The organism is Larkinella sp. (genome assembly GCF_965227735.1).
GTDB lineage: Bacteria > Bacteroidota > Bacteroidia > Cytophagales > Spirosomataceae > Larkinella.
The window spans coordinates 4354037-4378314 of the sequence record NZ_OZ245776.1 but is presented as its reverse complement, the minus strand read 5'-3'; the positions used below and the strand labels follow the sequence as shown (position 1 = coordinate 4378314).

General features: G+C 52.3%; 20 protein-coding genes, 1 pseudogene and 1 riboswitch. Of the genes and pseudogenes, 10 read left to right on the top strand and 11 right to left on the bottom strand.

All coding sequences use genetic code 11. The features are described from left to right. The gene (locus ACO064_RS17185) at nt 1-684 is read right to left on the bottom strand and encodes an ABC transporter ATP-binding protein (protein ID WP_421828480.1); all 684 of its coding nucleotides are present in this window, start codon (nt 682-684) and stop codon (nt 1-3) included. Between the two features lie 198 nt (nt 685-882). Here ACO064_RS17185 and ACO064_RS17180 point away from each other — a divergent pair, with 198 nt between their 5' ends. Both ACO064_RS17180 and ACO064_RS17175 read left to right on the top strand, forming a co-directional pair. Next, on the top strand, nt 883-1590 hold the full coding sequence (locus ACO064_RS17180) for a MarR family winged helix-turn-helix transcriptional regulator (protein ID WP_421828479.1): 708 nt from the start codon (nt 883-885) through the stop codon (nt 1588-1590). Between the two features lie 91 nt (nt 1591-1681). After that, entirely contained in the window at nt 1682-2110 is a 429-nt protein-coding gene (locus ACO064_RS17175; protein ID WP_421828478.1) for a DUF4345 domain-containing protein, read from the top strand. Nucleotides 2111-2224: 114 nt separating this feature from the next. Here the strand turns inward: ACO064_RS17175 and ACO064_RS17170 are convergent, their stop codons facing one another. The 5 genes from ACO064_RS17170 to ACO064_RS17150 form a co-directional block, all read right to left on the bottom strand. Continuing rightward, nucleotides 2225-3295, bottom strand: coding sequence for a fatty acid desaturase family protein (locus ACO064_RS17170; protein ID WP_421828477.1), 1071 nt, complete (start codon nt 3293-3295; stop codon nt 2225-2227). Between the two features lie 82 nt (nt 3296-3377). After that, nucleotides 3378-5780 carry a TonB-dependent receptor domain-containing protein gene (locus ACO064_RS17165; protein WP_421828476.1) on the bottom strand — a complete coding sequence of 801 codons (2403 nt, stop codon included), beginning with the start codon at nt 5778-5780 and terminating at the stop codon, nt 3378-3380. Nucleotides 5781-6129: 349 nt separating this feature from the next. Continuing rightward, the gene (locus ACO064_RS17160) at nt 6130-7038 is read right to left on the bottom strand and encodes an alpha/beta hydrolase (protein WP_421828475.1); all 909 of its coding nucleotides are present in this window, start codon (nt 7036-7038) and stop codon (nt 6130-6132) included. A gap of 12 nt (nt 7039-7050) precedes the next feature. After that, nucleotides 7051-8001 (bottom strand): methylenetetrahydrofolate reductase, encoded by a 951-nt coding sequence (locus ACO064_RS17155; protein ID WP_421828474.1) that lies wholly within the window; start codon nt 7999-8001, stop codon nt 7051-7053. 166 nt (nt 8002-8167) lie between these two features. After that, nucleotides 8168-10231 carry a S9 family peptidase gene (locus ACO064_RS17150; protein WP_421828473.1) on the bottom strand — a complete coding sequence of 688 codons (2064 nt, stop codon included), beginning with the start codon at nt 10229-10231 and terminating at the stop codon, nt 8168-8170. A 138-nt stretch (nt 10232-10369) separates the two neighbouring features. Next, nucleotides 10370-10437: riboswitch (Fluoride riboswitch) on the top strand. 34 nt (nt 10438-10471) lie between these two features. On the opposite strand from ACO064_RS17150, the gene ACO064_RS17145 reads away from it, so the two are divergent. From ACO064_RS17145 to ACO064_RS17135, 3 genes are all read left to right on the top strand, one after another. Next, nucleotides 10472-11803: a voltage-gated chloride channel family protein gene (locus ACO064_RS17145; protein WP_421828472.1), complete on the top strand. Its 1332-nt coding sequence runs from the start codon at nt 10472-10474 to the stop codon at nt 11801-11803. Between the two features lie 129 nt (nt 11804-11932). Next, complete coding sequence (locus tag ACO064_RS17140; protein ID WP_421828471.1) at nt 11933-12502, top strand: YceI family protein; 570 nt, start codon at nt 11933-11935, stop codon at nt 12500-12502. Nucleotides 12503-12598: 96 nt separating this feature from the next. Then, entirely contained in the window at nt 12599-13723 is a 1125-nt protein-coding gene (locus ACO064_RS17135; protein WP_421828470.1) for a lactonase family protein, read from the top strand. A gap of 195 nt (nt 13724-13918) precedes the next feature. Here the strand turns inward: ACO064_RS17135 and ACO064_RS17130 are convergent, their stop codons facing one another. Beyond that, complete coding sequence (locus ACO064_RS17130) at nt 13919-14821, bottom strand: SAM-dependent methyltransferase (protein ID WP_421828469.1); 903 nt, start codon at nt 14819-14821, stop codon at nt 13919-13921. A gap of 242 nt (nt 14822-15063) precedes the next feature. Between ACO064_RS17130 and ACO064_RS17125 the strand changes: the two genes are divergently transcribed. Then, the gene (locus ACO064_RS17125; RefSeq protein WP_421828468.1) at nt 15064-15480 is read left to right on the top strand and encodes a DoxX family protein; all 417 of its coding nucleotides are present in this window, start codon (nt 15064-15066) and stop codon (nt 15478-15480) included. Between the two features lie 31 nt (nt 15481-15511). Beyond that, entirely contained in the window at nt 15512-16852 is a 1341-nt protein-coding gene (locus tag ACO064_RS17120; RefSeq protein ID WP_421828467.1) for an MFS transporter, read from the top strand. Nucleotides 16853-16861: 9 nt separating this feature from the next. Here the strand turns inward: ACO064_RS17120 and ACO064_RS17115 are convergent, their stop codons facing one another. The 3 genes from ACO064_RS17115 to ACO064_RS17105 form a co-directional block, all read right to left on the bottom strand. Beyond that, complete coding sequence (locus ACO064_RS17115) at nt 16862-19411, bottom strand: AMP-binding protein (RefSeq protein WP_421828466.1); 2550 nt, start codon at nt 19409-19411, stop codon at nt 16862-16864. Next, nucleotides 19401-20168, bottom strand: coding sequence for a GNAT family N-acetyltransferase (locus ACO064_RS17110; RefSeq protein WP_421828465.1), 768 nt, complete (start codon nt 20166-20168; stop codon nt 19401-19403). Before ACO064_RS17110 ends, ACO064_RS17115 begins: the two co-directional genes overlap by 11 nt. Before the next feature lie 298 nt (nt 20169-20466). Continuing rightward, entirely contained in the window at nt 20467-20859 is a 393-nt protein-coding gene (locus ACO064_RS17105) for a hypothetical protein (protein WP_421828464.1), read from the bottom strand. A gap of 275 nt (nt 20860-21134) precedes the next feature. On the opposite strand from ACO064_RS17105, the pseudogene ACO064_RS17100 reads away from it, so the two are divergent. After that, nucleotides 21135-21673, top strand: a pseudogene (locus tag ACO064_RS17100) (RBBP9/YdeN family alpha/beta hydrolase). 84 nt (nt 21674-21757) lie between these two features. Next, nucleotides 21758-22918, top strand: coding sequence for a glycoside hydrolase family 18 protein (locus tag ACO064_RS17095; protein ID WP_421828463.1), 1161 nt, complete (start codon nt 21758-21760; stop codon nt 22916-22918). A 114-nt stretch (nt 22919-23032) separates the two neighbouring features. Here the strand turns inward: ACO064_RS17095 and ACO064_RS17090 are convergent, their stop codons facing one another. Beyond that, nucleotides 23033-23329 carry an antibiotic biosynthesis monooxygenase family protein gene (locus ACO064_RS17090; RefSeq protein WP_421828462.1) on the bottom strand — a complete coding sequence of 99 codons (297 nt, stop codon included), beginning with the start codon at nt 23327-23329 and terminating at the stop codon, nt 23033-23035. 152 nt (nt 23330-23481) lie between these two features. Between ACO064_RS17090 and ACO064_RS17085 the strand changes: the two genes are divergently transcribed. Then, entirely contained in the window at nt 23482-24252 is a 771-nt protein-coding gene (locus ACO064_RS17085) for a glycerophosphodiester phosphodiesterase (protein ID WP_421828461.1), read from the top strand. Nucleotides 24253-24278 lie beyond the last annotated feature (26 nt).

Below are 24278 nucleotides of genomic sequence, written 5' to 3'. Positions count from 1 at the left end.
TTAGTCGTTAAATTCGTTCACTTCGTTTACTACCCCGTTATCGACTTCCACGATCCGGTGGGCGTATTGTTTCAGGCGGGGATCGTGGGTTACAACGGCTACCGACTTGCCTTCGTCGGCCAGTGTGCGGAGTTCCTGCATGACAATGCCCACCGAATTTTTGTCCAGCGATGCCGTTGGCTCGTCGCACAGCACCAGCCGGGGGTTCGTGACGAGGGCGCGGGCGATGGCGATCCGCTGCTGCTGCCCGCCCGACAGCTGTTTCGGCAGATTTTTACGCCGGTCGGTCATGCCCACGGTTTTGAGGGCTTGTTCAGTGCGGGCGCGGGCTTCGGAGCTGTTCACGCCCTGTAGTTTCAGCGGCATGATCACGTTCTCTTCGGCGGTGAGAGGAGCCAGCAGGTTGAAATTCTGGAACACAAATCCGATGGTGTTGAGCCGGAGACGAGCCAATTCGCTCTGATTCAACTTATTGACATACTTTCCATCGACCCAAAGGTCGCCGTAGCTGGGATAGATGACACAACCCAACAGCGAGAGCAGGGTGGTTTTGCCCGAACCCGACGGTCCGATGATGAGCAACAGTTCCCCCTCGTTCAATTGCAGGGTGGTGGGTTGCAGGGCCACAATGGTTTGGTCGCCGGTTTGGTATTCCTTTCCAACGTTTTTCAGTTCTGCTATCATTGGTTTTGAAGGAGTATAGAAATTCAGTCGTGGCATTTTTATTTGGGGACCAAAACTATGCTTTCGTAATTATAAACTGTGTACATTTGCAATATTACTACGAAAACATAATTATTGTTTACTAAAATTGAAAAAATATTTTATTTACGTAGTTAAATAGGGGTGCTTATCCGTTATTTTGTATGAAATCATAATAATATGGACCGGGGAGAACAGCAGCTTGTTGATTTAGTGAATGCCTGGGCCAGGTATAGTGAGGCCACGCCCGATGCGGATGTGGCCGGATTTTGCCTGCATTATTTAACCGAAACCGCGCAGCCCGCGACCCTCAACCAGCACCAGCCGGTGGCTTCTCCGGATGGGTTATACGATGAAAAATGGGTGGAGAGCCTAACGGGAACCGCCAATCGGTCGCTGACCGAGATCCGGCCGTCGGCGCGGCTGGCGGCATTGATCGGGCGGTTGTCGAAGTATGGTTATTTTTATTCCAAAAAGGCCATGTTTCCGCTCAACTTCAAAAGCATCGACGAGCCGGTTTACCTGATTGTGCTGGCGCAAATGGGGACGCCCAAGAAAAGCGAGTTGATTTACGAAATGATGGTGGAGTTTGCCTCCGGAATCGACGTGGTGAACCGGCTGGTGGGCATGGGCTACATTGAAGAATTTCCGGACGAAAACGACCGGCGTTCCAAACGCCTGCGCATCACCAAAGCGGGCCTGACCATTCTTCAGCAGTGTTTTCCGGTGATGAACCGGGTGGCCGATGTTGCCTACAGTTCGTTGACCGAGAGTGAAAAAGCCCTGCTGATCCAGATTCTGGACAAGCTCGACCGCTACCATGCGGAGCATTACAAACTGAGCAAAAACGCCGGGTTCGACGAGGTGTATGACCGGATGGTTCCGTAGGTTGATCTTCTGCTAAAATCCTGGTCAAGACCAAGATTTCTGACGAAAAACGTCTGCAACTTTGCCTCGTAAACCAACAACTACGACGAACATGCAAACGCAAACGATTGTAAAACGGGCCGCTCAGGGATTCATTCTGCTCTCGGCTCTGGCCCTCCTCACGGTCAGCATCATGGCTTTTTCCAACCCCCAATCCGTCATGGATCTGGTTCATGTCCAACTTACCAACACGGATGCCTTCAGCTCGATCCGGGGCGTGTATGGGGGCGTGGGAGCAACGATTGTCATCAGCCTGCTGTATTTGATGGTGACCGATGTCAACAAAGGCCTGGCTTTTCTGTGTCTGGTATGGGGCTTTTACGCGCTGTCGCGCACCATTACGGTTTTTGCCGAAGGAGCCCTGGGCGATTTTGGCCGGCAATGGCTGGTGACCGAATCAGTATTTTTTGTCATTGCGCTGGTGTTGTTGCGGGCCAATTCCCGAACCACGGCGGTTTCGGTTCAGAGGAGCCACGAATGAAAAAAGGAATTTAAAATGTAAAATGATGAATGCTAAATGTAAAAGTGGGCTGGCGCGTTCCAAACACTTTTACATTTAGCATTCATCATTTTACATTTTAAATTCCTTTTTTACTTACCCCGCAACTACTGACGCCTTCTCCGGGTTCCATTCCAAAATTGGCCGCACCCGGTATTTCATCAACTCGATAATTTCCTGTTCGTTCTGAAACGCCCCATTGACGTTGACGACGTGGGCGGCCAGTCGATGATACTGTTTGCTCAGGAGTAAGCCAAAAACCTGTCCGTAGTCAAGTCCTTCGAAAATAATGGCTTTGTGGGCCGCATACTGATCGAGGGTTTTCAGGAAAAACTTCGGGTGTTCGCTCCAGTGCATGGCCGGGCGGCAGTGGTGGCTGATGTGGTAGCCGTCGTTCCAGCACATGCGGTTATACTTGACATTGATGCAGGTGATGCTGTTTTTGTAGGCATTCGCCGGATCGTTCCGGTCGATAAAAGCGTGTTGCGTCCAGTTGCCGATCATGCCAAAAACGCGCGTCATGACAAACGGAAGCAGAAACACCACAATCGTGGCAGGGGCATTCACCCACAGAAGAACCGCGCACATCGTCAAAAAGAGGATTTCACCGCTCATGGCTTTGAAAGCCATTTTCTGCCGGTTTTTCCGCTTCAGATAGCCAATCAGCGTGATCACGCCCAGAAAGAAAAAGTTAGCCAGGTACATCAGAAACCCCCTGACGCTGTCGCGTTTATAGGTCATCGTACTGCTCAGATCCTCGGGCATGTTGTTCTCGGGATGGTGCATGCCGATGTGGTGACTCTGGTAGGTGTCGGGCGACATTCCGAAGAAAAGTGCCAGAAACGTCGGCATGTAATAGTTCAGCACACTGTATTCCCGTTTGAATAGCGGACGGTGGGCCGCGCAATGCACCATGAGTCCAAATGGCCCTTTATAGATCGCATACGACGCAAAACAGGCAAACGCCAATACGCCCCAAACCCAGCCGGTAATGCCTGGGATGAACAACAAAATACCCAGCGGGACCAGCGTAAAGGAGATTTTTAGCGTCAGATAAAGGAACGGCAGATCACGGCTGTCCCGGATAAAACGCAGTAAAAAACGGTCGACAGCGGAGGAAGGAGGGGCTACGGAACTAGGATCCTGAAGGGCAGGCAATCTTCTCATTGGCAAACAAAGTTCGTGATTTGCTGAGTAAGGTAGGCATTTTCAGCCAAAACCAAGCCTTTATTCCGGGATAGTTATCCTGTTACCCCTGCTTTCCGTCGTCGTTCGAAATCTTTTTCTTCTCGCGGTTTTGGCCGGCGTTCATTTTTCCGAATCGCCAGTTGACCGACAGACGAATGTTCCGGATGACGTTGTAGTTGGAGCCATCCGAGATGAAAGTGGGTGTGCGGAGCAAGGTCGCGATGGTGTTGTAGCGCCGAAAGGGGTTTTCGGCACTGGCCGTAATCGTCACTTTTTGTTTCTTGAATTCCTTCCGGCCCGAAAAACCGTAGTAGTAAAAACCGGATGATTGCCCCTGCAACAGAATCCGGCGCGAATTGTAGGAACCGTTGGCCTGAAGGCTGATATCGTGGGGCAACTGGAGCGACGTATTCAGGTTAACCCGGTAACTCCAGTTTTCGTTGGTAATGTTCAAGGCGTTGCTGTTCAGAATGTTGTAGTTCAGCCCGAACGACCCGCTGATGTTCCACTGTTTCACCGGACGCGCCGACCCAAACAGATTCATTCCATAGGTCGAATTCTGGGCGATGTTCCGGTACGTGCTGCTCGAAATACCGCTCGTGTCGACCGTCGTGATGCGCTCGATGGCGTTGTTGGTCTGCCGTCCGAAAACCATCGCGTTCACCGTTGTCCCGCCTTTGGTAAACGTGCTGTACGACAATTCGACCGAATGCGCCAGTTCCGGGTCCAGATACGGGTTTCCGGTCTGGATGTTTTTCGGATCAGAGTAATTGACGTACGGGTTCAGGTAGAAAATAGACGGCCGCTGAATCCGCTGGCTATAGTTCAGTTTCAGCCGTCGTTCTTCGCCAAACCGCTTCGAAATGGTCACGTTCGGCAGAAAATTCTGGTAGCGGTCGGTAAATTTCGTGCTGGTCGAAATAAAATTGGCGTTGATGTTCGTCATCTCCATCCGCCCGCCCAGGCTGAACCCCCACATTTTGCTGGTTCGCATCCGAAACGACGCATACGACGACCAAACCCACTGCTGGTAATCGAACGTATTGGCGCGGGTGGGATCTTCCCGGTAGTTCAACGATCCGTCGGGTGCATTTTCCAGGCGGTAATCGCTGCCCACATCACGCAGAATGGCCTTGGTGCCGACTTCCAGAATCCGGCGTTTGACGGTGGAAAACGGATGGGTGTAGTCGGTCTGGATCGTGAATTCTTTCTGCTGGTTATCGTTGTTGTTGCGCTCCCGGTAGTCGATCACCTCGCTTTCGGGCAGCGGAAACTGGTTCAGCGAGTAGTTGCTGTGGTTATTGTTGCGGTTATACTGCGCCAGAAAAGTGTATTCCTGCTCCGGACTCCGCTTGAACGTTTTCGTGTAATTGAAGTTGACGTCCATGTTGCGGTTGCGGTTTTGGGTATGGTTATACCGCCGGAAATTCTGCGGATCGTCGGACGTCACCCGCGTATCGCGCGTGGAATTTGTGTTTCGTCCTTCCCCACCAAAGCTGGCATCGACGCCGATGCGGTTCAGCGAATCGAGATCGTAGTCAACGCTCACGGAGCCAAAACCCGACCGCCCTTTGTTTTTGTAGGCATTGATCTGTTCAATCGTGCTGATGACCTGACCGTCCAGCAGGTTCTGCCGCACGGTTTCGGAACCGCCGAAATAATTGTTGACATTACCGCCCCCGTACGAGGTGATACTCAGCTTGTTTTGCTTGAAGTTGAAGTTTCCGCCGAGGTTGTTCCGGCGACTCCCGACCGAGGCATTCACCCCACCCGTCAGGCCCTGCAACTGGTTTTTGGTGATGATGTTGATCACGCCGGCTGTTCCTTCCGCGTCGTATTTGGCCGAAGGAGCCGTCACCACTTCCACCGATTTGATCAGTTCCGCCGGAATCATCTGGAGGGCTTCGCTGATGCTGCGAGCCATGATGCTCGACGGTTTGTTGTTGATCAGCACTTTAATGCTGCTGCTGCCTTTCAGCGTAACCGTCCCGTCGGGATCGACCGTCAGCAAAGGCACTTTTTTCAGAACGTCGATGGCCGTGCCACCGCTGTTGGTAATGTCCTTATCGGCATTGTAAACCAGCCGGTCGTCCTTGTCTTCGACCAGCGGTTTTTCGGCTGTCACCACCACCTCGTTCAGCGTTCGTGAATCGGTTTGCATCTGCACAACGCCCAGCGCCACTTCGGCTCCTTCTGAACCGACCTGCACGGTATTGATGGTTTTATTTTCGTACCCGATAAAACTGATCACGACCCGGTACGTTCCGGCGTCGACGCCACTGATGGTAAACTTGCCGGACTCGCTGGTGGTGGTTCCGCCAACAATTTTCTCGGTTTGGGGATCCAGCAGGGCGACCGTGGCAAACTCAACGGGTTTGTTCTGAGCGGCATCCATCACGACACCCGTGATTTTTGCTTTCAGGCTGGCTTTAATGGTGGTTTGAATCGCCGGTACCGGCGGCATGAAAGCCGGATTTTGAGCCCGAGCCGAAACAACTATACATAATAAGAGCGGGAGTAGGATTTTTTTCATACTTCGGGCAACCACTTCAACCAACAACAAAGGAGATTATAAACAGACAAGAAAATTAATGAGCTAATTTACTGATCTTTTTATAAAAATAATGCCAATGTTAGTTACTGGAACTTATTGTAATAAGATTGCCCGGGTTTTGGATTTTAGAACGGTTTTAAATTCTATTGTCTGGCCCTAGATCCCCTGAAGCTTTTGCCCCCCAGCCCCCTAAAGGGGGAGCTTAGAGCGCGAGAAAACTCCCCCTTTAGGGGGCTGGGGGGCAAAAGCTTCAGGGGATTTAGGGGCGACTGTCCATCAGCCCGGTTTGAATCAGCCAGTGGCGGCACCGGCCAAACCACTCGTCGAAGGCCGGTGTTTTCAGATAACCGTGTTCGCCTTTGGTGTAGATGTGGAGATCGGAAAGCACTTTATTTTGCTGAAGGGCTTCGTAGAACAGGAGGCTATTCTTGACCGGAACCACCGTATCGTCGCTGGCGTGGGTGATAAAGGCCGGCGGAGTGGCGGAAGTAACCTGCAACTCATTAGAATACAACGCCACCTGCTCCGGTTTGGGCGTAGCACCCAACAGATTTTTGCGGGACCCGGAATGGCCGACCTGATCCGTAAAGGAGATAACAGGATACACCAGAATCATGAAATCCGGACGAACACTGACCGCTTCCGGGTTGTCGATCACCTTCTGGTTAAAGTGCGTTCCGGCGGTAGCTGCCAGGTGGCCACCCGCCGAGAAACCCATGATGCCAATTTTTTTCGGATCAACACCCCATTCCGCAGCCCGTTGACGGACGGTTTTGAGGGCCTGCTGCGCGTCCTGCAACGGCCCGACGGACGGGTCGATCATGGTTTTTTCGTTGGGCAGGCGGTATTTCAGCACGAAAGCCGTTACGCCCATTTTGTTGAAGGCTTCGGCCACGTCGTAGCCCTCGCGTTTCATTACCAGCACGCCGTAGCCCCCGCCCGGACAGATGATCACCGCCGTTCCGTTGGCCTGGCCCTTTGGCGGTTGATAAACCGTCAGCGTAGGCTGAATGACCTGGCTCACCACCTGGTCAGGTCGTTTGACTTCTTTGACGTCCGACGGTTTCGCATTTGGCACCGGGCCGGAATACAACGGCATTTCAGTCTGAGCCAGGGAAAGTAGGGCCGAAAGGCTACAAAAGCCGCTCAGCAGCAATTTTTTGATCATTACGATTAGGGGTTAGGAAACCGCTAAAGAAGACTTTCGCACGCCTTTCTCCTTCAGCATCTGACTTATTTTATTCACCAGATCAATCGAAGCCTCGATCTCTGCTTTGCGAATGGCAACACTTTCGATATTGAAACCAAACGGGATGCCGTTTTCCAGACAGATGGTGGTCAGTGCCGAGGCAATGTCGAGGCAAATCCGTACCGATTTTTCCAGCATGTCGTCCGATGCTTTCAGTTCGGCTTTCACGTCGTCCGGTATGTGGATGCCCAGCCACTCCATAAAATGCAGGGTTTTGGCCGATCCGCAGGCGGTAATCGTAAAAATGAGCGTCGGTGGGGTGATCCCTTGCCGTTGACAGCTAATGGCCAGATCTTCGATCACCTGCCGGGCATAGTCCAGATTGAAGACACATTGGGAAATAAAGTAAGAAACCCCGTGGTTCATTTTATCCAGCACCCTGACTTCTTCATCTTTCAGCACGTGATGCCTTTCCGGGATGGTAACAGCGCCCATAACGGACGTGTCCCGGTGCTTGCTCCAGAGTTGGTAGGCTTCCGGCAGGCTCGTTTTTACCGGAAAATCCGGGGCCGGAATACCGACAAAAACGGGATAGAACTGTTGTTTGTGCAGCTCTTCCAGCCAGTCGGACAACTCATCGGCAGAAAATTTACCGGCTGGCCGATAGACGATTTTGGGGATGCATAAAATGCTCAGATAATTGGCGGCAAAAACCAGCGGGTCCAGCGCATTGATAAAGGGAAAGGGCCTTTCTTCATTTGTCCGCGCCGACTCGTCCTGTACATCATAAACCACCAGTGCATCAATATCCAGAACAGAGAGTCGGTCGATTGTTTTTTGGGCAATTTCGGCTATTCGATCAGGAGCAGTACCGACTTTGGGGGGTGTAATGCCATACAGCAGCACACCTGATTCGCCGGATTTGATTTTTTCTAAAAACATATTGTAACGTAAATAAGGACTTGAGGCTTCGGGAACATTTCTTCCGATACCAAAACCGTGCGCTGGTATCGGTCAATTTATCCCTTTTTCTAAAGAAAATCCCGCCAAAATATACTTGCTATTCGATTGATGCCGGTTTGCTTTTTCCCGGTATTCCCATAGAGTTTCACTCCCACACCTCCGCCGGAAACGGTTTTTCCAGCAAATACCGGTAAATGAACCGGGCGGTTTCGGCCTGGGCGTGTTTGGCTTTACTGGTTGTGCCAAAACCGTGCCGCGCACCGGGATAAATCATGAATTCAAAATGCTTGTTGAGCGTCTCCAGTTGATCGACCAACTGGACGGAATTCTGCATGTGAACGTTGTCGTCCATCGTGCCGTGAACGATCCGCAGCGTTCCTTTCAGCCGGTCGGCATAGTGCAGCACGGAGCTTACTTTGTAGCCTTCGGGGTTTTCGGCGGGGGTGTCCATGAACCGTTCCGTGTATTCGGTGTCGTACAACTGCCAGTCCATCACCCCGAAGTTGGCAATTCCGTGTGTAAAAACGTCGGCACCCCGCGTCAGGGCCAGCGCCGTCACATAACCGCCGTAGCTCCCGCCCGTAATCGCCACTTTTTTAGAGTCCACCAATCCTTTGTCAACCAGCCACTTCACTGCCGTGCTGTAATCGTCCAGTTCCCATTTGCCCAGGTTGCGGTGCATAAAATTCTGCCCGGTTTTGCCAAAATGCCCCGAAGCCCGGTGGTCGATGGCGACCTGCAACAAGCCGTCCTGGGCGTACCATTGCGCAGCCGGGGTGTAGCTCCAGCGGTCATAGACCGACCCGGCATTGGGGCCGCCGTAGATGCTGATCAAAACCGGGTAGCGTTTGCCGGGGTCAAAATTCGTGGGGTATTTGATGGTCATCGGAAGCTGAAACCCGTCCGTCGTCGGCACACGCACCAGCTCGGTTTTGGCGACGGTAAACTTATCAAAATCAACCCCTTTCGCATCGCCCAGTTCCCGAATCAGCTTGCCGTTTTTGTCGAGCAGCGCCATTTTCGGCGGGGTCTGGAGATTGGAATAAGTCGTGATGAAATGGCTGCCGCCGGGCGACACCTGCACCTGGTGGCTGAATTCTCCGAACGTCAGCCGCTGCAATCCCTTGCCGTCGAGTTTCACTTTATAGAGATCCGTCCGGGCCGAATTTTCCTTGCGGGCGGTGAAATACACCAGACCGTTTTTCGCATCGACGAGCGAAACACCCGTCACCGTATAGTCTCCGCTGGTAACCGGATTTTTCAACTTTCCATCCATCGTATGCAGGTAAAGGTGCATCCAGCCCGACGCGTCGCTCATCCGGATAAACTGCTTGCCGTCGCTCAGAAAATGAACCGTCGTGAGCCAGTCCACCCAGGTTTTCTGGGTTTCGCTCACCAGTTCGGTTTTGCTCCCCGTTGCCGGATCAATGGCCACCAGTTTCAGGTTGTCCTGCCCCCGGTTTTTCCACTGCATCCAGAGCGCTTTCGAGTCGGGGGTCCAGAACGGCGTACCGAAATAATGATCGGCGTTGGCGTCGTAATCCGCCCAGACAATTTTTCCGGTGGCAACTTCCACCACGCCCATTTTCACCAGCGGGTTCGGATCGCCCGGTTTGGGATACCGCTGGTTTTCCAGATACCCGTGTTGGCCAGTAGCTCCGGCAATGGCAAAAACCGGCACCTTGCCCTCATCAAACCGCATGAATGCCAGGTATTTACTATCCGGCGACCACCAGAAGGCCTTGTGCTGCGTGGACCGGCCCAGCACTTCTTCCCAATACAGCCAGGCTGCGTAGCCGTTGTAAACCGTCTCCGAACCGTCGGTCGTCAGTTGTTTTTCCTGCCCGGTTTTCAAATCCCGCAGGTAAAGGTTTTTACTGTCACGCGTGTACACTAGCCACTTACCATCGCCCGAAGCGGTGAGGTTTTGGACGCCATCGGCCACCATGGCACTCGTAGGCGGATAAATGGCCCAGCCTCCCTTCAGCGTATAGGCGGTTTCCTGCCCAGTTTTGGCATCAACTGAGTAGGTTTGCTCGCCCTTCGTCAGCAGATAATGCGCATCGTCGGCCCAGCCCCTGATGGCAGGCAACGTTTGCAGGGTATTGGTTTTTTCGTTTTTAAATAACTGTGCCGCCGTAAAAGGTTGTTTTTGAGCGTAGGAAGCCCCGCTGAGCAGCAAAAACAACACACAAATCCTGAATTGCATGAAAAACTATTTCGGTTAGGTTGATGAAAGGAAGTCGGGGTGAATCCGATTGGAGAACAAAAGTTACTTTTTTCCCCCAGATAACCAACAGCGACAGACCCAGCTTGGGTATTTTCAAAAAACCGCGTATTATTGCCCCATCGTACAGGAAATGGTGTCTTCCTGCTGAAACCGCCCCGCCCGGGGATGATGGCGCCTATTAGGTTCAAAAGCTTTTTTGTATCCCTGATAGGTATTTTTATGATGGCATCGTCTCGTTTTCGTCTTTTTCGCTCGCTTACGCCACTTTTCTGGCAGCAACCGATTCTTTTTTTTCTGGTTAAATGGCTATTGCTCTCGGTCATCGTTGGCCTGTGCGTCGGCTCGGCATCGGCCCTATTTCTGGTGTCGCTCGATTGGGTCACGCACTGGCGGGAAAACCACCGCTGGATCATTGCGTTTCTTCCCCTCGGCGGTTTTCTGATCGGTTGTCTTTATCACTATTGGGGCCGGGACGTTGAAGCCGGGAATAACCTGCTTCTCGACAATATCCACCGACCGGCCCAAATCATTCCGCTGAAAATGGCGCCTTTCGTGCTGATCGGCACCCTCGCCACGCACCTGTTCGGCGGCTCGGCGGGGCGCGAAGGAACAGCCTTGCAGATCGGCGGTTCGCTGGCCGACCAGTTCACCCGCCTGCTGCGGCTGCGTCCGCGCGACCGGCGACTGCTGCTCGTGGCTGGCATCGCGGCCGGTTTCGGCTCGGTGTTCGGAACCCCGCTGGCCGGGGCGGTTTTCGGGCTGGAAGTGTTCTTCCTCGGCCGATTGAAATACGATGCTTTATTTACTGCCTTTGCGGCTTCCATTTTTGCCGATCTCACCACCCGGGCGTGGCAGGTTGGGCATACCCACTACCACATTCCGGTGGTGCCGGAACTGTCGGCCGGGGCGGTACTCTGGTCAATGGTCGCCGGGGCGGTTTTTGGAGCCTGTTCGGTGGTTTTCAGTGGTCTGACGCACGCCATCAGCGGTTTTTCCAAACGCAACGTCGCCTATCCTCCGCTGCGGCCCCTGCTTGGCGGGGCGCTGGTGGCGCTGGCCGTGTTGGCCCTCGGCACAACGAAATACATCGGGCTGGGCATTCCGACTATTCTGGACGCCTTTTTGGGTCCGCTTCCTCCCTACGATTTCGCCCTCAAAATCCTGCTGACGGCCCTCACGCTGGGAGCGGCTTTCAAGGGCGGGGAAGTAACGCCCTTGTTTTTTATCGGGGCTACCCTGGGCAATGCGCTTTCGTACGTTATTCCACTGCCCACCGGCTTGCTGGCTGGCATGGGGTTCGTGGCGGTTTTTGCCGGGGCGGCCAACACGCCCCTGGCCTGCACCCTGATGGCAGTTGAACTGTTCGGAGCCGACTGTGGTGTCTATGTGGCCCTGGCCTGTATCGTGGCTTATTTCGTCTCCGGCCACCGGGGCATCTACGGTTCTCAGGTGGTGGGCCAGTCCAAACACCTGATTTATGGCCATCATGAGGGCCGAAACCTGGCCGCGCTCCGGAGCAACCCCAAAAACCGTCTTCCCGACAAACCCTGATTCCACTTTTTACCCTTGATAGATACTGTAAATTGTGGAAAAAGTGATTTATTATGTGTCTATACAAGAATTTTTGCGTATACTAGTTGCTCGTAAAGCAATCCATTTTCAATCAAATCCTGAAATTCTATGAAAAAAGTCACCCTGTTTACCGCCTTTCTATTCGCTTCCGTAGCCACTTTTGCGCAAACCTGGACCGTGGACAAAGCACACGCCAAAGTTGGTTTTACGGTTACTCACCTCCTGGTTTCGGACGTCGATGGAAATTTCAAGACGTTCGATGCCAAAATCACCTCCTCGAAACCCGATTTTACGGATGCGGTTGTTGAACTAACGGCCGACGTAAACAGCATCGATACCGGCAACGACCGCCGTGACGCCGATTTAAAAAGTGAGAAATACTTCGATGCCGCCAAATACCCCACGCTGACTTTTAAAAGCAATTCCTTCAAGAAAGTAGAAGGAAAAAAATACAAAGTGACCGGCGATCTGACCATGCATGGTGTGACCAAACCCGTTACGCTGGACGTTACGCTCAATGGCCCCATTCCGCATCCGATGAACAAAAAAGAAATTGCCGGATTCAAGATTGCCGGTGAACTGAAACGCTCGGATTTCGGCATCGGAACCGGTACGCCGGTGGCGGTGGTGAGCGATGAAATTACCATTCGCGCTAACGCCGAATTTGGCAAGCAATAAGCCCGGCGACGCATTCTGAAAAGAAAGAAGAAGGACAGGCCCGTCAACGGCTTGTCCTTTTTGTTAGCTTTGCGATCTGATTATTCCCCCTGACGAATGAAAAAATTATTCACGGTAACCGCCCTGCTCTTTAGCCTGATGGTCAACGCGCAATCACCCAAAGAAGTCCTCTACGTCGGAACGTATTCGACCCGGGGCAGTGAAGGCATTTATGTCCTGGAATTTGACCGGGCCAACGGCTCGCTGAAACAACTCCAGACGGTTTCGAACGCCAAAAGCCCTTCTTTTCTGGCCATTCATCCAACCGGCAAATTCCTCTATTCGGTCAACGAAGCGGCTCCCAATTCCGGGGGCGTCAGTTCCTACACCATCGAGCCCAAAACCGGCAAGCTGACGATGATGAACCAGCAGTCGTCGCACGGCCGCGGCCCCTGCCACATTGCCATCGACCAAACCGGCAAGCTGGCGTTTGTGTCGAACTACGGCGGAGGCACGTTCACGGTTTTGCCCATCCAGAACGACGGCACCCTGGCCCCCGCGACCGACACGCTAAGCTATGAAGGCAAAGGCCCCAACGCCCAGCGGCAGGAAAAACCGCACATTCACTCGGCCACGGTTTCGCCCAACAACCGCTTTGTGTACGTCTGTGATCTCGGCACCGACAAGGTCTATATTTACGAATTTGACAAGGCAACCGGCAAAGTAAAACCGGCCGCAACACCCTACGCGACGGTTTCGGCGGGTTCCGGACCGCGTCACATCACGATCCACCCCAACGGAAAATACCTCTATCTGGTGGAAGAACTGACTTCCAGCGTGGCCACCTTCGCGCTCGACAGCAAAACCGGTGCGCTGACCCTGATTCAGGACAACGTGAAAACGCTTCCGGACGATTTTACCGACAAAAACACCAGCGCCGATATCCACACCGACCCGAAAGGCAAGTTTCTCTATCACTCCAACCGCGGCTATAATGCGCTGGCGATTCTGTCAATTGCCAACGACGGCAAGGTGACGCTGATCGGCCAGCAGCCCACCGAAGGCAAAACGCCCCGCAACTTTCTGGTCGATCCCAAAGGCGAATACGTGTTTGCTGCCAATCAGGATACGGACAATATCGTAGTGTATAAACTGGATTCGAAAACCGGCAAACTGACGCCGACCGGCACGCAGGTGAAAGTGCCCGCCCCGGTTTGTCTGAAGCTGTTTTCGGTGAAATGATTACAACTGATTTAAGCAAACTGGGAGTTGCTGATCAAGATTTGCAATCTTGATCGTTTCTGTAGCGGATTTATAATCCGCGGTAAGAATAATCTGTAATCAATTGACTCCAGGGTTCGTATTCTAATCATACAGGCAGGAGCGGATTGCAAATCCGCTACAGAAAGGATCAAGATTGCAAATCTTGATCAGCAACTACACTTTTTCAAACACCAGCCGGTAATGATCCATCGTTTCGCGTTCGAAGCAAACCCGGTTTGGGCTGACCCGAAAAACGGCAATTAGATCCCGCATGGCCTTGTTGGTTAGAAACCGGGGCAGCAGGGAAGCATACAGCGCGTATTTTTTCAGGTTAAACGCCCGAAACCGCTTCCGCCATTGACCGATGGTTTCGATGTAGTCGAGCCGCCCGCTGCTTTGCGAAATCAGCTTGAAATGAGGAGCCGCGTTCCGGATCACCTGCTCGGGGCCGTAGGGCAGCCAAGAACCCGGAAACTGGGCAATCATCAACGCAAGGGCATAGGAATCCGAGTCTTTGGGTGCATCCAGACTGATTTCTTCGAGCGGCAGCATGTTCTTGCTGAAAACCATCGTCTGCATGTAAAACCGCCCGCCCACGGGAAGCAGGTTGTAGAGATTTTTGAAAAAATCAGCATACACCGCGTCCTGCTGACCGGCTTTGTACTGCTCGATCGAACAGAAATGCTCCATACCCCCAATGCAACTGACGGCGTCGAAGGTGCCATAGTCGGCGGGCGTAATCAGGCGGCAGTCTTTCACTTCCACCGTCAGCCCATTCTGCACACAGGCCGCAGCCTGCGCCGACGACAGCGTTACGCCCCGGCCAATCGCTCCCTGGCCCTTGATATAGGTCAGGAAAGGCCCCCAGCCGCAGCCCATGTCGAGCACTTTCGTGCCTTTGGTAATGTTCAGACTTTCCGCAATGAAGCGGTGTTTCTGGCGTTGAGCCTCCTCCAGCGTCAGCTTAAAATTGCCATTATACATCGCCCCACTGTAGTCGCCGGTCTGGCCCACGCTGAGACGAAAAATTTGGTCAATTGTGGAATACGTAAATTCTAAATCGTTCTGGGAAGCCATCGGTGAGCAAGCGGGTGTTCGCCAATTTAGTTTTTTTATTCCGCCATTGAACGATTCGTTTGCGAAAAATTTCCGGTGTCGGGTTGAAAGAGAAACCGTTTTGCGCCTTATTTTACCGCCATCCTGACCCGTATGGCTTTCTCGTAATTGTCGCAATTCACCCCGTAGATTGCCGTTTTTACACGCTCTCCGAATCTGGATCCGGTGGTAAATTTGTCCTGTAAACAAACAACACTATGGCCATGAAAAAGACGAAGATTTTGTACTGGGTTTTTACCGGATTATTCGCATTTGTTATGCTGGGTTCTTCTATTCCCGATATTTTGGTTATTCCGCAAGCCGTCGAAGGGTTTAAACAGATCAGTCTGCCCGCCTACCTGCTTCCATTTCTGGGGTGGGCGAAATTGCTGGGCGTGATTGCCATTCTGGTTCCCGGTTTTCCCCGCATTAAGGAATGGGCGTATGCCGGACTGATTTTTGATTTACTGGGTGCCACCTATTGCGTTTACAGCGCGGGGAAAACACCGATGGACTGGGCGCCGATGCTGGTTTTTGTGGCTTTAGGGGCTGCTTCGTACGTTTTTTACCATAAAAAACAGGCGACTGCAACTTTCTCCGAATCCGGAAACCAGAATTCCCTAAGAGCGGTTTTAGGCTAGCGGACCGTTTGCCCCAGGAAACAACAGACTCATGACGAACCGATTTTACGCCCTTCTCGCCAATACGCTAACCGCTTCCGTCATCAACAATTGCGTCTGGTTTGCGCTGACGTTCTGGCTGTACCTCGAAACCAAATCGGTGGTCGCGACCTCGATTATGGCCGGTATTTACCTGGGAACCGTCGCAGTTTCCGGCTTTTTTCTGGGTTCACTGGTCGATCATAACCGCAAAAAAACCGCCATGATGCTGTCGAGCGTCGGTTCTCTGGGGTTTTATCTGGTGGATTTGCTGCTCTACGGCTGGTATCCGTCCTCCACGTTTTCCAACCCGGCAAGTCCCATCCTGTGGATATTCATCCTGTTTGGGCTGCTGGGGGCCATCGCCGGTAACATTCGCAGCATTGCCATTTCCACCCTGGTGACGATTCTGATCGACGAAGACCAGCGCGACAAAGCCAACGGGCTGGTTGGCACGGCCAACGGCGTGTCGTTTCTGGTCGCGTCGCTTTTCAGCGGCCTGGTGATCGGTTTTCTGGGCATGTTCTGGATGCTGGCGCTGGCTATTGCGCTGACGGCCCTGGTCATCGTTCACCTAATGTTCCTCGCCATTCCTGAACAGGAACTTGTTGTTGCTGAAACGAAAACCAACCACCTCGATATCCGGGGAACGCTGAAGTCCGTTCAGCAGATTCCGGGTTTACTGGGGCTCATCTTTTTCAACACCTTCAACAATTTCCTGGGTGGCGTTTTTATGTCGCTGATGGATGCCTACGGACTGTCGCTCGTTTCGGTGCAGGTCTGGGGTACATTGTGGGGCGTGTTGAGCCTGGGGTTTATTGTCGGCGGCATGGTGGTGGCCCGAAATGGGCTGGGTGCCAAACCGCTCCAAACGCTTTTTCTGGCCAACCTTGCCATGTGGACGGTTTGCATTTTCTTCACCATTCAGGCGTCCATCGTGCTGCTTGGCGTTGGAATGTTCATCTACCTCTGCCTGATTCCGGTGGTGGAAGCGGCTGAACAAACCATCATTCAAAAATTGATTTCGCCCGAACGGCAGGGCCGGGTTTTCGGATTTGCCCAGAGTGTCGAGCAGGCGGCCTCGCCCATTACCGCCTTCATCATCGGGCCGATTGCTCAACTGATTTTCATTCCGTTTATGACCACTGGTGCGGGCGTGGATTTACTGGGGCCGTGGTTTGGCACCGGAAGTGCCCGGGGGCTGGCCCTGTTGTTTACCGTGACCGGCGTCGTTGGTCTGCTCGTTACATTGATCGCCATGCGCTCCGATTCGTACGGAATCCTTGCCAAAAAATACCAGCAGACCCCCGAAACCGCTGAGCAGGGCCGGGCGGCCGGTGCTGTTGCATCCTGATTCGAGCCTTTAGGCGTGTAAAAAGCCAGACACGATGGTTCCGATCCGGTAGCTATGGACCGAATTCAAAACCTGATCGTGGTTGGCTTCCAGCCAGTGTTCTTCAAAACCGGTTTTAGCAAACAACTGCCAGCGAAAATCGGGGCGGATTTCGTACTGAAAAGCGGACGAATCACTCGCCCGAAAGAGCACAATGGGGCAGGCAACCGGAATTTTCACCTCGGCCTGCCGCGCGTATTGGTCGACCGCTGCGAAACTCGGTTCCTGCCAACTGACGGCCTGAGTCCCTCCATCCGCACGGGTCGTCCGACTCGTTAACCGGTTGCGATACCGCGCAATGGCCCGCTGCCAACTGGCGTTCCAGTCAACCGACCGCTCCGTTTTAAAACCCGCAACAACCTTGCGCCCGATCCGGTGGACATCTTTCCGCAAGGACTCCCGAAACGTGATTCGCCGGTAAAGGGGCGTATCCAGTAAAATAAGCCGGTTCAGGGGCGGTTGCTGCCTTTGCTCCAGCGCCAAAGCCACCTGATAGGCCACCAATCCCCCAAACGAAAAACCAATGAGCAGACTATCCGCCGGTTTGTCGATCGCCCGGGCTATCTGCCCGACCAGATCAGCCAGCGGAATCAGCTTTCTTTCCGCTGTATACGGCTCGTAATGAACGTAATAGAGGTTACAATGCTGATTCAGTTGGCTTTCAATCCTGCGATACATTCGCCGATCGCCCGGCAATGGCGGGATGAAATAGACGTGTTTCCGATTTCGTTCGGGTTTGTTCAACGGAATGCACTGAACCTGATGCCGGGTATAAGCCATGAGGTAATGCGCCAACGCCTTGGGCGTTGTATACGAAAAAACCGCCTGAACCGGCACGGTTTTTTCGATCCGGTTTTCCAATTCGGCCAAACAGCTCTCCGCCATCAGCGAATCGCCACCGAGGTCCTGAAAAAAGTCATCATAGTCCGACAAAGCCGTTGTCAACCCCAGTTTTTTTTGCCAAACAGACTTGATCAACGGAACAAAATCCCAGGCATCGGCTTCATGGGCCAGCGGATAATCAGACAAAACAACCTCCGGCTCTGGTAGCATGGTTAAACGAAGCCGGTCAATTTTGCCCGTTTTGGTCTGCGGCAGTGTCTCGAGCAACAGATAACGATCAGGCAGCATAACGACCGGCAACCGCTGCGCCAGGGATTGCCGCAAACCGGCCAAATCAAAATCAGGTTCGGTACACAGAAACGCTTTCAGAAAGTACCGGTTTTCGTGGGAGGTATCGTAAAGAACCGCAGCATTTTTTACGCCCTTCACGCTTTTCAATTCCTGCTCAATTTGAATCAGGTTTACTTTTTGTCCGTTAATCTTGACTACGAAATCCGTTCGGCCGCACCAGAACAAATACCCATCAGCGTCTAAAAAGCCCAGATCGCCGGTCGCATACGCGATCATGTCGTCGGGCAGGCGTTGGTAGGCCCGTTGCGAAGCGGCCAGATTATTCGGATAATCCGAGGGAATAAACGACGCCTGAACGATAATTTCACCCACCTGATTATGAGGTAACGGCGCACCCGTTTCGGACCGAATCCAAACCGTTCGTCCGGACACCGGTTTACCCACCGAAAAAAGTTGATCCGTTACCGGCGTGTCGGTTTGCAATTTGTAGTCCGAAATCGTCCGGGTTTCAGTTGTCGCATAGGCCACTTGCAGCGTTGTAGAGGCCGAAAAACGTTTCTGGAAGCCTGTAATATCGGAGGGCTGGATGGGTTCGGCACCGATGGAAAGCATTCGCAGGCCGGATAAAGTCTTAAAATCCGTAGCGGTTTTTAGCAACAGCCGAAACGTGCTGACCGACAAGCTGCTGAACGTGATTTCCTGCCGCTGCCAGAAAACCGGCAACGACAACACCCCTTCTTTTTTCAGATCGTAGAACACCAGCGTAGCGCCCGTCAGCAGAGCCGGAAAAATGCAGGCCAGTGAGGCACTGAATTCGAGCGAAAACAGCAGGTCGATCCGGTCGGCAGCCGTAATTTCGTTGTCGGTTATTTGCCGGAATGTATCGGCCAAAACACTCGCATGTGAATGGATCACCTGCTTCGGCTGGCCGGTGCTGCCCGAGGTCATGAAAAGGCAGAAAGGCATTTCCGGCGAGACAATCGGATATGTCGGTGTGGCAGAACGCGCCGTTGGCAGCGTTTCGGGAAGGAGCGTAGGCAAGCCCGGATGAGTCGGAATCACCAGCGGCAACCGACTGATCAGACCGGGGCAGCCCCGCGACTGCACGACGTCGCCCAGGGATTCGACCGATTGCGGATGCATCGAATAATAATAATTTCCGGACAACAGAATGCCAATCAAAGCAGCAACATGCTCCAGCGGGTCGTCGAGCAGAACGGGAATGCACTGCTGTCTGAAATTCCGGGCCAGCAGCGCATCAGCATACTGATGGGTCCGATGGAACAGCATTTCATAGGTTATGGTGCGGTTTCCCTCGCAAAAAGCGGCTTTGGTGGAATAACGTTGAGCGATTTCCGTCCACCGAAGCCGAAATTCATCGTTCATACACGCGGTAACATTTATAAGGCACTAACCCCACTTTTAACATGTTTCGGTAACTTGCGCCACCGTCGTAGGCCCACGAAATAATGCGCCGGGCATTTTGGGCATTGGCCCAGTTGAGACGCGTCACCAGCGCGGTCGCATGATACCCCCGGTTGCGGAAAGCGGGCAGGATGGCACCTCCCGCCAGAAAAAAAACGTTATCCATTTCGTATAAAACCGCAATTCCTACTGGCTCAACCTGATCTTTGACTCGAAATAAGGCAATGTTTTCATTGTCCAGCAATTGCCTGAAATTAGTGATCACAGGTGCCGTATTTTTCTGTTCCGACTCAAAAGCCGCCAGATAATCTTCGGTAAAATCATGCAGCGTGTCCACCTGAACCCGTTCAAGGTGAAAATTTTCCGGAATCGGCTGCGGACGGTGCTGAAGCGTCGGGTCCTCAACGGCCATAAGCCGTTCTTTCAGGCGATACCCGTTGTCCAACAAAAACTGGTACTGCCCCTCGTCACTACGGGCTTCGTCGAGCAGAAGTTTGTGATGATGAATGGACCGGGAAGCATAAAACGCATTGGCCTGTCTGACAACATCGACGATCTCCGCCGGTTTGTGGCATACGCAATAATTGAAATAGCCAACATCCGTAAAGGAAAGCAGCAAATGAGCAGGATACGATTCGATGGTGATTTTACCGGTATTTTCGACAACACCAGCGTAGCGACGGAGCCGTTCGATATCGTATTCAAAAAATAAATCCATGAATGGGTACTACAGGTTTAGAAAATGCAATAGTACCATTTTTTGGAAAAAGTAACTTTATGTATACTCAATCTTCCTATTAAGAAGTGATCCAATGTCCCTTTCAAGGTATCGGTTGTGCTGAAAAAACTGAAAAATTTGTCGCTTATTTTTCACAACGAACAACAATTTACGTTGAACCGCGTTATGTAATTGTATTTCGCTCGTAGTGAGGATAGTGACGGAAACGTGAATTATCCTTACGATCGGGTGAAACAAAAAAGCCAGGTGACTTCGGTCGTCTGGCTTTCTTTTTGTCTCATTTTGGTTTTTCCTCCTTCGGCTTGAGACTTCCCCGCGCAATGGGTTCCGGTTTTGATTTGGGGTCGTTGAAACGCAGCAGCGTGGCCGTTGGGAATACGGCTTTTGGCGCTTTCAGAATAACGAGCTGATAGGACCGGGTACCGATCACCAGATTGTAGTAAGACATATTGTTGTCGGCCGCCTGCGGCAATCCCCAATTCGCCACCGGCTCTTTCGCCAGCAACTTTACGTCCTCTTCCGACAAAGCCGCAAAAACCGTATCGGGCTGAAATTGCTTGCCGGTAACGCCTTCAATGGCCGTGACAACGACGGGTGGAGTGGATTTGGTTTGTGCCTGTGCTGGCAAGCCTGGCAGCAACAAAGGCAATACAAAAAGCAGTATTTTCATGACGTTGACGTATATCCGTGGTTTATAAACTCATTTGCGGTCTACTGGTTTATAAAACCGTGCGTATGGTCTTTTCATTTCAACCATAAAACGGAACGAATTTCTCTCATCAGGCAGGCTAGAAAGGGCAGCAAATTTGTGTTCAGGCGGGTGGAATCATCGGCATCTCCCTAAAACCGACCCTTTTCTGTGAAAAGACAAAGGATTGGTTCATTTTGGGAACTAGTTGGCGGAAATTGGATTTAGCAGGTTAAAACCCTCCGTAACATCACGCTATGAATTTTTCATCCAACGTCCTCATTCTCCCCGGTTTAGGCAACTCGGGTGAAAACCATTGGCAAAGTCTCTGGGAAAAGCAGTATCCTGCTTTTAAACGGGTTCAGCAGAACGATTGGGAAACCCCGGTTTGTGCAGACTGGGTTCGACAGATCGACCAGGCCGTAGTAGCTGAAGATCCCGCCAATGTCCTGCTCGTCGGTCACAGTTTGGCCTGCGTCACCATCGCCTATTGGGCACAGGCCTTTCAGCGATCCATCAAAGGGGCTTTACTGATTTCTCCCAGCGACACAGAGGCCGACTCGTATCCACCGGGAACGACCGGTTTCGCGCCCGTTCCGCTTTCCAAACTCCCCTTTCCTTCCATTGTCGTCGCCAGCAGCGACGATTTCTACGTCTCACTGGAACGAGCCACTTGTTTGCTCAGGCCTGGGGCAGTCAACTGGTCAATATTGGCGCAGCGGGCCATATCAATGTCCATTCGGGTTATGGAAACTGGCCAGAGGGGCTTCGTCTGCTCAAAGAATTAGAGTCGTAATCGTTGCTCAGCCCGGCAAACGTTGTTCATCTCGCCGTTGGTGTTAATTTTACAGCTTCTCTACCAAACGCATTGACCAACCTGATGATGAAACGACCGCACGGTATTCTGACACTTCTTTTTCTGGTTCTTCTTTACCAATTCGTCCTCGTTGGACAACCGGTTTGGGGACAATCCAAACCCAAAAAATACGTTCTGATCGGCTACGTCGGCGGGGGGGGCTGGACCAAAAACGACATCGAACCCCAGAAACTGACGCACATCAATTATGCCTTTGCCGTACCGGCCCAGAACGGCGAACTGGCCCCGATCAAGGCGAAAGATTCGGTCAATCTGGCGACGCTCAACACCCTGAAAGTGGTCAATAAAGACCTGCAAATCCTGATTTCCATTGGCGGCTGGGGCGGTTGCCGGTATTTTTCTGATGCCTCGCTAACGGATGCGGCCCGGAAGAAATTTGCAAAAAGTGCGGTTTCCTTCATGAAAAAACACCGGCTCGATGGCGTCGATATCGACTGGGAATATCCGGATCAGATTGGCGAAAACAACATCTTCCGGCCCGTAGACAAACAGAATTTCACGCTGTTGCTGAAAGAGTTGCGCGAACAGTTGGATGCGCAGGGCAAAAAAGACAACCGACCCGCATCCCGCCACTACCTGCTGACGGCTGCCACCGGGGGCGACACGGCTTTTGTGAACCATACCGAACTGGGGAATGCGCAGAAATATCTCGACTATGTCAACATCATGACCTACGATTTATATCACGGGAATGATAAGAAAACCGGTCACCACAGCCCGCTGTACCAATCGGCCCTGAGCGACCGTTCGCGCAACAGTTCCGACGACGCCGTCAACGGTCATATCAAAGCCGGGGTTCCGGCCCGCAAAATTGTGCTCGGTCTGCCTTTTTACGGACGGGGCTGGACGGCGGTCAATCCGGTCAACCAGGGTTTGTTTCAACCCTCGGCGGGCAAACACATGAGCCCGAATTATGATGATCTGGTGGCTAATTACGTCAACAAAAACGGGTATACGCGGTATTGGGACGACAAAGCCAAAGCGCCGTATTTATGGAATCCGGAAAGCCGTACGTTCATTTCGTATGCCGACAAGGAATCGATGAAACACAAAATTGATTATGTCAAATCCAAAGGGCTGGCCGGAGCCATGTTCTGGGAATATACCCTTGATTTAAAGAAAGATAAGCTACTGGATGTGCTGGTGAAAGAACTGGCGAAGTGAGAAAGTTTGCGTTGTATCGCGGAGTTGAGCGGAGAAAAGCAGAGTTAAGCAGAGTTTTTTTTCTTCGCTTAACTCCGCTTTTCTCCGCTCAACTCCGCGATACAATACTCTTGTCTATACTACCTGAATGCCCACTTCGTAGTAATCGATCGTCGGCGATCCGGCAAAATAATCTCCCATCTTTTTCAAAACACCCTGGAGGAACCCATTGGTTTCGGCATTTTTCCGGGCCGCTTCCGATTCCCAGAGCGTCACCATCAGGCATTGGTTGGTTTCCGGATTTGTCAGAAACCGGCTATTTTTGAAACCGTCTAGTTCTTTGAGTGCCGGGCCTACTGAATCACGGAAATAAGCAGTAGCCTCACTAATGGTATTGGGCTTTAATAGTACCTGGATAACGCGCGCGTACATATCTATGAGGGTAAGGGTGAACAATGATTCAAGGTACGCTTTAACTGATTATCTCATTGTTATCTTTTGATGAAAGACGTCTGATTTTTAGCGAATAGCCCATTCGATGCGGGGTTCTCTGTTACATTTGCGCAGTTAATCCGCTAAACCGTATGAAAACCGCTTGTTTCAATTTCGTCGCCATTATCACCCTCTTCACCAGTTTCGCGGTTCAGAGCATGGCACAAACCAAAGTCATTGCCCACCGGGGCGCCTGGAAAAACACGGGTGCCCCCCAAAATTCGATTGCGTCGCTGCAACAGGCCATCAAACTGGGCTGCTACGGCAGTGAGTTCGACGTTCACATGACCGCCGATTCGGCCCTGGTGGTCAATCACGATCATACCTTGCAGGGCGTCAACCTTGAAACCGCTCCGGCTGCTGACATTAACGCCCTCAAACTCAGCAATGGCGAATCGCTGCCGACGCTGGAAAGCTACTTAAAAGCCGGTTTGAAACAGAAGAAAACCCGGTTGATTCTGGAAATCAAGGCGTCGAAGGTGAGCAAAGAGCATTCGTTGGCGCTGGCGACCCGGTGCGTCCAGGCCGTGAAAGCGCAGAAAGGCCGGAAACGGGTCGACTACATCAGTTTCGATTACGACGTCTGCAAAAAGGTGAAAGAACTGGACCCGTCGGCCAACGTGGCTTACCTGATGGGTGACAAAGCCCCCGACCTGCTGGCTCAGGACGGTTTATACGGGCTGGATTACAACCAGGCCATCATGAAGAAAAACGAAAACTGGATTCAGGAAGCCCACCAAAAGAAATTGACCGTCAACGTCTGGACCGTTAACGACCCCGACATGATGAACTGGCTGCTGGAACGCAAAGCCGACTTTATCACGACCGACGAACCGGAGAAATTGCTGGAACTAACGAAGTAATTGACCGCAAATGTAGCTCCAGAGGA